The sequence below is a fragment of the Aphanothece stagnina RSMan2012 genome (genome assembly GCF_046764815.1).
Lineage (GTDB): Bacteria > Cyanobacteriota > Cyanobacteriia > PCC-6307 > Cyanobiaceae > NIES-981.
On the sequence record NZ_JBKOUC010000019.1, the window covers coordinates 56,215 to 65,988 of the forward strand.

Annotated in this window: 9 protein-coding genes and 1 pseudogene; 6 read left to right on the top strand and 4 right to left on the bottom strand. The window is 66.7% G+C overall.

Features of this window, described 5'->3' with window-relative positions; translation table 11 throughout:
- Nucleotides 1–45: 45 nt before the first annotated feature.
- Nucleotides 46–564, top strand: a complete 519-nt coding sequence (locus tag ACLNEE_RS12800) for an RNA recognition motif domain-containing protein (protein WP_411424157.1) — start codon at nt 46–48, stop codon at nt 562–564.
- Nucleotides 565–641: 77 nt separating this feature from the next.
- Here ACLNEE_RS12800 and dusA read toward each other — a convergent pair whose 3' ends face one another.
- Nucleotides 642–1,667 (bottom strand): tRNA dihydrouridine(20/20a) synthase DusA, encoded by a 1,026-nt coding sequence (dusA, locus tag ACLNEE_RS12805; RefSeq protein ID WP_412007195.1) that lies wholly within the window; start codon nt 1,665–1,667, stop codon nt 642–644.
- A gap of 19 nt (nt 1,668–1,686) precedes the next feature.
- Between dusA and ACLNEE_RS12810 the strand changes: the two genes are divergently transcribed.
- The gene (locus ACLNEE_RS12810; protein ID WP_412007196.1) at nt 1,687–2,970 is read left to right on the top strand and encodes a BaiN/RdsA family NAD(P)/FAD-dependent oxidoreductase; all 1,284 of its coding nucleotides are present in this window, start codon (nt 1,687–1,689) and stop codon (nt 2,968–2,970) included.
- Nucleotides 2,971–3,080: 110 nt separating this feature from the next.
- On the opposite strand, the gene ACLNEE_RS12815 is transcribed toward ACLNEE_RS12810, so the two are convergent.
- The 3 genes from ACLNEE_RS12815 to ACLNEE_RS12825 form a co-directional block, all read right to left on the bottom strand.
- Nucleotides 3,081–4,337 carry a type II secretion system F family protein gene (locus ACLNEE_RS12815; protein ID WP_411424154.1) on the bottom strand — a complete coding sequence of 419 codons (1,257 nt, stop codon included), beginning with the start codon at nt 4,335–4,337 and terminating at the stop codon, nt 3,081–3,083.
- A gap of 17 nt (nt 4,338–4,354) precedes the next feature.
- Entirely contained in the window at nt 4,355–5,434 is a 1,080-nt protein-coding gene (locus ACLNEE_RS12820) for a type IV pilus twitching motility protein PilT (protein WP_411424153.1), read from the bottom strand.
- A gap of 92 nt (nt 5,435–5,526) precedes the next feature.
- Entirely contained in the window at nt 5,527–7,371 is a 1,845-nt protein-coding gene (locus ACLNEE_RS12825; RefSeq protein ID WP_412007197.1) for a GspE/PulE family protein, read from the bottom strand.
- Nucleotides 7,372–7,474: 103 nt separating this feature from the next.
- On the opposite strand from ACLNEE_RS12825, the gene grpE reads away from it, so the two are divergent.
- The 4 genes and pseudogenes from grpE to ACLNEE_RS12845 form a co-directional block, all read left to right on the top strand.
- Entirely contained in the window at nt 7,475–8,152 is a 678-nt protein-coding gene (grpE, locus tag ACLNEE_RS12830) for a nucleotide exchange factor GrpE (protein ID WP_412007198.1), read from the top strand.
- A 2-nt stretch (nt 8,153–8,154) separates the two neighbouring features.
- Nucleotides 8,155–9,279: a molecular chaperone DnaJ gene (gene dnaJ / locus ACLNEE_RS12835; protein ID WP_411424150.1), complete on the top strand. Its 1,125-nt coding sequence runs from the start codon at nt 8,155–8,157 to the stop codon at nt 9,277–9,279.
- 28 nt (nt 9,280–9,307) lie between these two features.
- Nucleotides 9,308–9,547 (top strand): sulfurtransferase TusA family protein, encoded by a 240-nt coding sequence (locus ACLNEE_RS12840; RefSeq protein ID WP_412007199.1) that lies wholly within the window; start codon nt 9,308–9,310, stop codon nt 9,545–9,547.
- Nucleotides 9,537–9,774, top strand: a pseudogene (locus ACLNEE_RS12845) (ribosome small subunit-dependent GTPase); the annotation flags it as partial. The gene ACLNEE_RS12840 and the pseudogene ACLNEE_RS12845, both read left to right, overlap by 11 nt.

Consider the following 9,774-nt stretch of genomic DNA (forward strand, 5'->3'; position numbering starts at 1 on the left):
GCCTAGGCTGGGAGGGTTAGAGGCCTGAGTGCCTACCCCGGGTTCGTGAGCATTTTTGTTGGCAATCTGCCCTTCCGCGCTGAGCAGGAGGACGTGGCGGAATTGTTTGCACCGTTTGGTGAAGTGGTCAACTGTTCTCTACCCCTCGAGCGCGATACGGGTCGCAAAAGGGGCTTCGCCTTCGTTGAGATGGCCGATGCCGAGATGGAATCCCGGGCCATCGATGCCCTGCAGGGCGCCGAGCTGATGGGGCGGCCCCTGCGCATCAACAAGGCCGAGCCCCGTGGCGGCGGCGGTGGTGGTGGTGGTGGCGGTGGTCCGCGTCGGGGCGGCTACGGCGGCGGCGGATCTGGTGGCGGCTATGGCGGCTACGGGGCTGGCGGAGCCGGAGCCGGTGGCTATGGCGGAGGGGCTGACCGCGGATCGGGGGCCAGGGGCTGGGAAGACCGCAGCTACGGCAGCGGTTCCGACAACTTCGAGGCGGGTCGGACCCGCCGCCGCCGCAGCGGGGGGGCACCGGGTGGCTCGGAGGGCTACGGAGGCTATCAAGGGGCCGAGGGCTGAAGGCTGTTCCGGACCACCCCTTGCCGATCCCGGCCAGCTCAAGCTTCCCGGGCAGCTCAAGCACACGGTGGTCCTGCTCAGCATCCGAGCTGCTCGAGCCTGCGGGCGGCGGCCTCCAGCACCTCGGGTCCGGCCTGGCGGTCGCCCGCCTCGCGGGTGAGGCACTGGCGCCACTGACGCGCTCCACTGACCCCCTGCACCACATGCACCAGATGGCGGGCCAGGGGCCAGAGCCGCTCACCCCGTGCTCGCCACCCTTCGGCGTAGGGGATCAACCCCCGCACCACCTGGGAGGCCGCCGCCGCAGCCCGGCTGGTGTCGCCGTGGAAGTCCCGATCCACCCCAACCCAGCGCATCGGGTGGTCGTAGACCGCCCGTCCCACCATGGTGCCGTCGAGCCGCTCGAGGTGTTCCCGGCAGTCGTCAGGGGTCTGCAGCCCGCCGTTGAGCTCGATCGTCAGGTGCGGCCGCTCCGCCTTGAGCTGATGCACCAGCGGGTACCGGAGCGGCGGAATCGTGCGGTTCTGCTTCGGGTCCAGGCCGTCCAGCCAGGCCTTGCGGGCATGCACACTGAAGCGGCGGGCTCCCGCGGCGGCCACGGTGTCCACGAAGGCGACGAGCTCCGGGTAGGAATCCTGGGCATCGATGCCGATCCGATGCTTGACCGTCACCGGCAGGGGGGATGCGGCCGCCATGGCGGCAACGCAGGCGGCCACCTGCGGCGGATCGGCCATCAGACAGGCACCGAAGCGCCCCTTCTGCACCCGGGCACTCGGACAGCCCACATTGAGGTTGACCTCGTCGTAGCCCCAGTCATAGGCCAGCCGGGTGGCCTCAGCCAGCAGCCGGGGATCGTCGCCGCCCAGCTGCAGGGCGAGCGGTTTCTCCACCGGGTCAAAACCGATCAGCCGCTCCAGCCGACCCCCCGGCTGTGCGGCGCCGGCCGCCTGGCTGGCGTGGTGGAGCGCCTGGGCCACCACCATCTCGGTGTAGAGCAGGCTGTGACGGGTGATCTGACGCATCAGCACCCGGAAGTGCCGATCCGTGTAGTCCATCATCGGCGCCACACTGAAGCGGTAGCTGGCGCAGTCGGCGTGCTCCATCCCCCCATGCTGCCCGCCCATGCTTCCTGAACGGGTGTCCGTGCTGGTGGCGGGCGGTGGGCCGGCCGGTTTCATGGCGGCCATCAGCGCCGCCGAAGCCGGAGTCCGGGACATCCATGTGCTGGAGGCCACGTCCGAGCCCCTCCACAAGGTGCGCATCAGTGGCGGGGGCCGCTGCAACGTGACCCATGCCTGCTGGGATCCCCGTGCCCTGGTCGGTCACTACCCCAGAGGCAGCAAGGAGCTGCGGGGTCCGTTCGCCCGTTTCGCCTGCGCGGATGCGGTCGCCTGGTTCGAGGCCCATGGGCTGGAGCTGGTGGAGGAGCCCGATGGCCGCCTGTTTCCGCGCTCCAATGCGTCCAGCTCGGTCGTGGCCACCCTGCGCCGAGCCGCGGCCGCCGCCGGTGTCGCGGTGCACACGGGTGTGGGTGTGCAGCAGGTGGCGGTGCGCCCCGGGGGGGGATTCACCCTGCAGCTGCGCGGCGCCGGTCTGGACCATCCCCTGACCGCCCTGCAGGCGGAGCGGCTGGTGCTGGCCACGGGAGGCCACCCCAGTGGGCGGCGGCTGGCCCAGTCCCTGGGGCACAGCCTCGTGGCGCCGGTTCCGTCCCTGTTCACGCTGGCCCTTGCCGGGGATCCCCTCCTGGATCTGGCGGGGGTCGTGATGGATCCGGTCCGGCTGGTTCTGGAGCTGCCGGAGGGCGGCCGGGAACGTCAGCAGGGTCCGGTGCTGATCACCCACTGGGGCCTCAGTGGGCCGGCCACCCTGCGCCTCACGGCCTTCGCCGCCCGTGCCCTGCATGCCGCGAGCTACCGGGCCACCCTGGTGGTGGACTGGACGGGTGGACGCAGTGAGCAGGAGCTGGAGGGCTGGTTCCAGCGGGCTCGCCAGGACCAGGCCCGGCGCCAACTGGCCAATGCCCGCCCCTGGCCGGGCCTGAGCCGACGCCTCTGGCTCCATCTGCTGGCGAGCCAGGCGGTCGACCCCTCCCTCCGCTGGGCGGATCTGCCCCGGCGCCAGCAGCAGGCCCTGATGCGGGCGCTGCGGCAATCCCGCCATGCCGTGACCGGCAGGGGGCCATTCGGCGAGGAGTTCGTGACGGCGGGGGGGATTCCGCTCGGAGAAGTGACGTTCTCCCGGATGGAAAGCCGGCTTCAACCGGATCTCTACCTGGTCGGCGAGTTGCTGGATGTGGACGGCGTCACGGGTGGTTTCAACTTCCAGCACTGCTGGAGTTCGGGGTGGCTGGCGGGGCAGGCGCTCGCCAGTGCTGCAGGAAGCCAAGCCTCATGGTTGCCATGACAATGATGTCAGGGATGTCGGTTGGGATGCGGAGAAGAGACTTCCATCAGCGAGCAATGGATGATGGCATCGATTCGGGCAGGAAATATAATCTAATGAAAGTTCTGAATTTATTTGATTTGCTCGAATACTGAGAACATAGGGAGGTACATGGCGATCAGGATTGCCGCCACCATGCCACCCACCAACACAATCATCGCAGGTTCCAACAGAGAGGTTAATATTTTTACTGCCGCTTCAACCTCGTCTTCGTAGAAGTCAGCAACCTTGGAGAGCATAGAATCCATCTCGCCGGTTTCTTCACCGATCGACAACATGCTGATCGCCATCTCGGGGAAGACGTTCTTGCGGCCTAAGGCGACGCTCATCGGGATGCCGGCAATCAGGTCATCACGGCTGCTCTGGACCGCATCGGAAATGATGGAATTGCTGGTGACCTCCCGAACGACCTCCAGGGACTGAAGAATGGGCACACCAGCGCGGGTGAGGGAGCTGAATGTGCGACAGAATTGAGCTGTGGCCGTTTTTTGGATCAGATCACCGAAAACGGGAAGTTTCAGGCTGAGGGCGTCGATTCTGCGGCGACCGAGGGGTGTCTGGTAAAACTTGATGAAAGCAATAGCAAGAACAACCAGACCCGCAACCAGGACCAGGGAAAATGGAGATCGCAGCAGCTCGCTGAGATCAACCATCATCTGGGTGAACCAGGGCAAGTCAGCCCCCAGATCATCAAAGATCTTGGCGAACGTGGGAATGATGAAGATGGTCATCCCCAGGAAAACGGAAATGGCGATCACGAACACAGCCACGGGATAGCCCATGGCTCCCTTGATCTGGTTCTGGAGCCGGGCATTGTCTTCGAGAAGCTTGGCCAGCCGACGCAGGGATTCATCCAGCACACCCCCCGCTTCACCGGCTTCCACCATCGCCACGGTCAGGCGGTCGAACACCTTCGGCCAGCGCCGCATGGCGTCGCCGAGGGTTGTTCCCTGGTTGATCTCCAGGCTGATCGATTCCAGGGCCCGCTTGAACAGCGGCATCTTCTGTTGAGCGGCCATCAGATCGATGCTGCGCACGATCGGCACACCCGCATTCACCAGCGTCGCCAGCTTGCTGGCGAACACGGCCTTGGCCTGAACCCCAGGCCTGCGCTCGAACAGGCTGGTGAGACCTGAGAACTTGAGTTTCTGGCGAAGCTCCGCGGCGGCCTTCTGGCTGGTGGCCGAGCCCCCCGCCTTGGGCGTGATGGCGGTGACCCGGATGCCGCGCAGGCGGAGCGTGCGTTTGGCCTGCACCGCATCCGGTGCGTCAATGTTGACCGAGGTCTCCTTGCCGTTGTTGACGTAGTTGGCGATGAACGTTGGCATGGCCTTGGCTCCTCTCCTCAGGTCAGCTGGTTGAGCAGACGTTTCAGCTCATCCGGTTTGGTGGTCTTGGCAATCGCCTCCTCCATGAGGATCTCGTTGCTCATCACGAGGTCGGACAGGGACTTTTCCAGGGTCTGCATGGCCATCTGTCCCCCCATCTGAATCTGGGAGTAGAGCTGGGCGGTCTTGCCTTCGCGGATCAGGTTGGCAATGGCCGGTGTGTTGATCATGATTTCCTGAGCCATCACCCGGCCAAATTCCCCTGGAGCTGGATTGTGGCGCTTGCAGAGGGTCTGGGCAAACACGGCCACGAGGCTGGTGCTCAGCTGGACGCGGATCTGGGTCTGCTGACCGGCGGGGAACACATCCACCATCCGGTCCACGGTCTGGGCGGCGGAGCTGGTGTGCAGGGTGCCGAAGACCAGGTGACCTGTTTCGGCGGCCGTGATCGCCAACTGGATGGTTTCGAGGTCCCGCAGCTCGCCCACCAGAATCACGCCGGGGTCCTCCCGCAGCGCCGCCCGCAGGGCATTGGCGAAACTGCGTGTATCTTCATTCACCTGGCGCTGGTGGATCACGCTCTTCTCGGAGCGGTAGGTGAATTCGATGGGATCCTCGATCGTGAGGATGTGCTCGGCCCGCTGCTGGTTGATGTGGTCCAGGATGGCGGCGAGGGTGGTGGTCTTTCCCGATCCCGTGGGTCCGGTGACCAGCACCAGCCCCTTCGGGGATCGGCTGACTTCCTCGACGATCGGCGGGAGCCCCAGGGTGTCGAGCGAGGGCACCGTGTTCCCCAGGGCGCGGAGGCAGGCCGCATAGGTGCCCCGCTGGCGGAAGACGTTGACCCGGAACCGCGCCACCCCCTTGAGGCCATAGGAGCAGTCCAGCTCCCAGGTCTGCTCCAGCTGTTTGCGCTGGGCATTGTTCAGCATGGAGAAGATCAGCTTGTTGCAGGATTCTTCATCCAGGCGATCATCGATGATCGGTCGCAGCTGCCCATTGAAACGGCCATAGGGTGGAAGGCCGGCACTGATGTGCAGGTCGCTGCCTCCATCTGCCACGAGCTGGCTCATCAGGTCTTCGATGATGACGGCCATGGTCGCGTTTCCAGGGGGTGGGCGGAGAAATCGTCCGGTGATCGACGCCGTGGCTCAATCAGCTGAGGCCCCCGGCTGGCGAATTGTCGGCCCTACCTCTCGGTGAGGCAATAGGGGCACTCCAGCCAATCGTCATGCAGACCAGCCCCGCAGCCCTTGCAGGTCAAGGTGCTGAGGGCCCGGGATCGACGCTCGCTCTCGAGGCCTGAATCGGTCAGGAGCATCCGCTCCACTTCAGCCAGGGTGGTGTGACCTTCCCGCACCAGCTGCAATCCGTAACCCAGCAGCGTCTTCATGCCGCCTTCCAGGGCCAGACGGCGGATCACATCGGTGGTCTGGTGCTTGGCAATGGCGGCGGCGATCTGGTCGTTCATGCGCAGCACCTCATAGACGCCCACGCGACCCTTGTAGCCCGTCCCATGGCAGGCAGGACAGCTGCCTTCCCCGCCCGGGTTGGCGTTGTTGGCGCGGTAGAAGGTCACGCCGCTCTCATTGCTGGTGAGCAGTCCGAAACTGCTCAGCTCTTCGCTGGAGGGGTGATAGCCGATGCGGCAGCGGGGGCAGACCCTCCGCAGCAGCCGCTGGGAGACGATACCCAGCAGGGAGGCGCTCACCATGAAGGGCTCCACGCCCATCTCGCCCAGGCGCGCGATGGCGCTGGGGGCGTCATTGCAGTGCAGGGTGGTCATCACGAGGTGACCGGTGAGGGCGGCCTCGATGGCTGTCTTGGCGGTCTCCAGGTCGCGGGTTTCCCCCACCAACAGCACGTCGGGGTCCTGGCGCATGAAGGCCCGCAGGGCGGTGGCGAAGTCCAGGCCCTTGTCCCGGTTCACCTGGGTCTGGGTGATGCCGTGGAGGGTGTATTCGATCGGGTCCTCCACCGTGGAGATGTTGATGGCCGTGTCGTTCCGCTCGGACAGCAGCGCGTACAGGGTGGTGGACTTGCCGGACCCCGTCGGCCCGGTGACCAGGATCATCCCGTAGGGCCGGGCGCCGAGCTCCCGCAGGGTTCGGCGGGCCGCGTCGTCGGTGATCAGGGTGTCCAGGCCGAGCTGGGTCGCTCCGCTGTCCAGCAGTCGCATCACCACCTTTTCACCGTTGCGGGTGGGCAGGGTGCTGACCCGGAAGTCCATGGTGCGCCCCCGGAACATGCGGCGGATGCGACCGTCCTGGGGCATGCGCCGCTCGGCGATGTCCAGGTCGGCCATGATCTTCATGCGCGAGGTGACGGCCGGCGTCAGGCTCTTGGGGAGATCCTCGAAGTGCTTCTGCAGAACGCCGTCGATCCGGAACCGGATCTCCAGGGTGTGGTCCTGGGGTTCGACGTGAATGTCACTGGCCCCACTGGTGAGGGCCTCGATCAGCAGGCGGTCGACCAGGCTCACGATCGGCGAGGCGTTCGCCCTGGAGCTGGCCTCGCTTTCGCTGATCTCGAGGTCCTCGAGGTCCTTGACCTCCTGGAGCTGCCCCACGGCGGTGGGGATGTTCAGATCCTTGGTGAGGGAGCGGATCTTGAAGGGGTTGTCGGCCTCGGTTGACGGGGAAGGGTTCTGTCCGTCCGCAGCCGGGTCCAGAAGTGCCGCCTCAGGGTCTTCGCTGGCAGCGGCCGACGGGTCCAGCGCTGCGACGATGTCCGCGGCCAGGGCGACCACCAGCTCGCAGCCGCGGCCCACGGCCTGGAGTTCTCTCACCACCGCGTCCCGCTGTTCCGCCTCCCAGTTGCTGGGCACCGCGACCCGCAGACGGCCGTCCACTTCAGCGACGGGACAGGCGCCGATTTCCCGCCACCGCGCCATGGAGAGCCCGGGGTTCTGCAGCCGGTTGGGTTTCAGCTCTTTCCTGCCCAGCACGGGATGGCCGAGCAGCAGTTCGAGTTCCAGCCGCTGCTGCTCTCGGCTGACCGCATCGGGGACCGGTCTGGAGGTGGTGAGGGTCATAGTCCCGAGGTGCGGGCTTCCGCCGTTGTGGGGGATGGGAGTGAAGTCCCAACATGTTTAGATCCAAAGTTCCAACTTGTCACTCATGAGCGGTGAACCTGCGATGGGATCCGAGACCAGCCCCGGTGAGGATCTGCAGACTCCGGTCGACGCCCCGGTGACCACGGCGGCGGCTGACGCCTCGGACGACCCTGCAGCGACCCCCCGTTCCCAACCCCCAGCGGCTGAGGCGGCTCCGGATCGGGTCTCCCAGCTCGAAGCCGAGCTCGAAGCCCTGCGGGCCCAGCATGAGACCCTCAACGGCCAGTACATGCGGCTGGCGGCCGACTTCGACAATTTCCGCAAGCGGCAGAGCCGGGACAACGAGGATCTTCGGCTGCAGATCACCTGCGCGAACCTGAGCGAGATCCTGCCGGTGCTCGACAACTTCGACCGAGCCCGCCAGCAGCTGACCCCCCAGCATGAGGAGGCCCAGACCCTCCATCGCAGTTACCAGGGGCTGTACCGCCAGCTGGTGGAGGTCTTCAAGCAGCTTGGGGTGTCCCCGATGCGCGTCGAGGGGGAGCCCTTCGACCCCACCCTCCATGAAGCGGTGATGCGCGAACCCAGTGACAGCCACCACGAGGATGTGGTGATCGAGGAGCTGCAGCGCGGTTACCACCTCAACGGCCGGGTCCTCCGCCACGCCCTGGTGAAAGTGTCGATGGGGCCGGGTCCCGCCCAGCCGGAAGAAGCCCAGGAGCCCGGTGAGCAGCCCACCTCCCCGCCGCAAGAGGCCTGACCATGGCCGATTACTACGACCTCCTCGGTGTCAGCCGCGATGCCGATGCCGACACCCTCAAACGGGCCTACCGACGCCTGGCGCGCCAGTACCACCCCGACATCAACAAGGATCCCGGCGCCGAGGATCGGTTCAAGGAGATCGGCCGGGCCTACGAGGTTCTCAGTGATTCCCAGTCCCGGGCCCGCTACGACCAGTTCGGGGAGGCTGGCCTCGGTGGCTCCGGCATGCCCGACATGGCCGACATGGGAGGCTTCGCCGACCTGTTCGAAACCTTCTTCAGCGGTTTCGGCGGCGCCGCTGCCGGCGGGGGGCCGAGACGGCGCGGACCCCGTCAGGGGGACGACCTGCGGCTGGATCTGACCATCAGCTTTCAGGAGGCCGTCTTCGGCATCGAACAGGAGGTCCAGATTCGCCATCTGGAGACCTGTGGCACCTGCGGCGGCTCGGGGGCGAAGGCCGGGGTCGGCCCCACCACCTGCGGCACCTGTTCCGGGGCTGGGCAGGTGCGGCGTGCGACGCGCACCCCCTTCGGCAGCTTCACCCAGGTGGCGCCCTGCCCCACCTGCGAGGGCACCGGCCAGGTGATCGCCGACCCCTGCAACGCCTGCGGCGGTCAGGGTCTGCAGCAGGTCCGCAAGAAGCTGCGCATCAACATCCCCGCCGGGGTTGATTCGGGGACGCGTCTGCGGGTGGCCAACGAAGGGAACGCCGGCCAGCGGGGCGGTCCCCCCGGCGATCTCTACGTCTTTCTGACGGTTCAACCCCATCCCCACCTGCGCCGCGATGGGATCAACGTGCAGTCCGAGGTGGTGCTCAACTATCTGCAGGCCATCCTGGGTGACACCATCGAGGTGGAGACGGTCGACGGCCATGAGCAGCTGGAGGTGCCGGCCGGCACCCAGCCCGGAGCGGTGCTCACCCTGCAGGGCAAGGGGGTTCCCAAGCTGGGCAATCCGGTGGCCCGCGGCAACCACCTCTTCACCGTCAAGGTCCAGCTGCCCACCAAGCTGAACGCCGAGGAGCGGGAGCTGCTCGAGCAGTTGGCGGGCCACCACACCAGCAAGGGTCACAAGCATCCCCACAGGAGCGGACTGTTCGGGGGCCTGTTCGGTCACCGTGACTGATCATCCTCAGCCGCCGGTGGAGCCCTCCATGGAACCCTCCCTGCGCCTGGACCTGCGCGGCACGCCCTGCCCCCTGAACTTCATCCGCACCAAGCTGTCCCTGGAAACGTTGCAGCCCGGCGCCTGGCTGCAGGTGGATCTCGATGGCGGCGAGCCCGAGCAGATGGTGGCCTCCGGCCTGGAGCAGGCGGGCCACACGGTGCGGCGTCAGAGCCATCCCACCATCGCCACAGCCGTCCGTCTGCTGATCCGCCGCGATGGCCTCTGATCCGGCGGCGCCTTCGGCCGTCGCCGGCCTGGTGGTGGCCCTCCAGGCCAATTACTGCTGGGTCGAGCTCGATCACCCTGGTCCTGGAGGGGAGCTCCGCTTGCTCTGCACCCGGCGCACCCGGCTCGGCAAGAGCGGTCAGACCATCTGTGTGGGGGATCGGGTGAGGCTGGAGGGGGTCGACTGGGCCGCGGGCAGGGGAGCCGTGGCGGCCCTGGAGCCCCGTG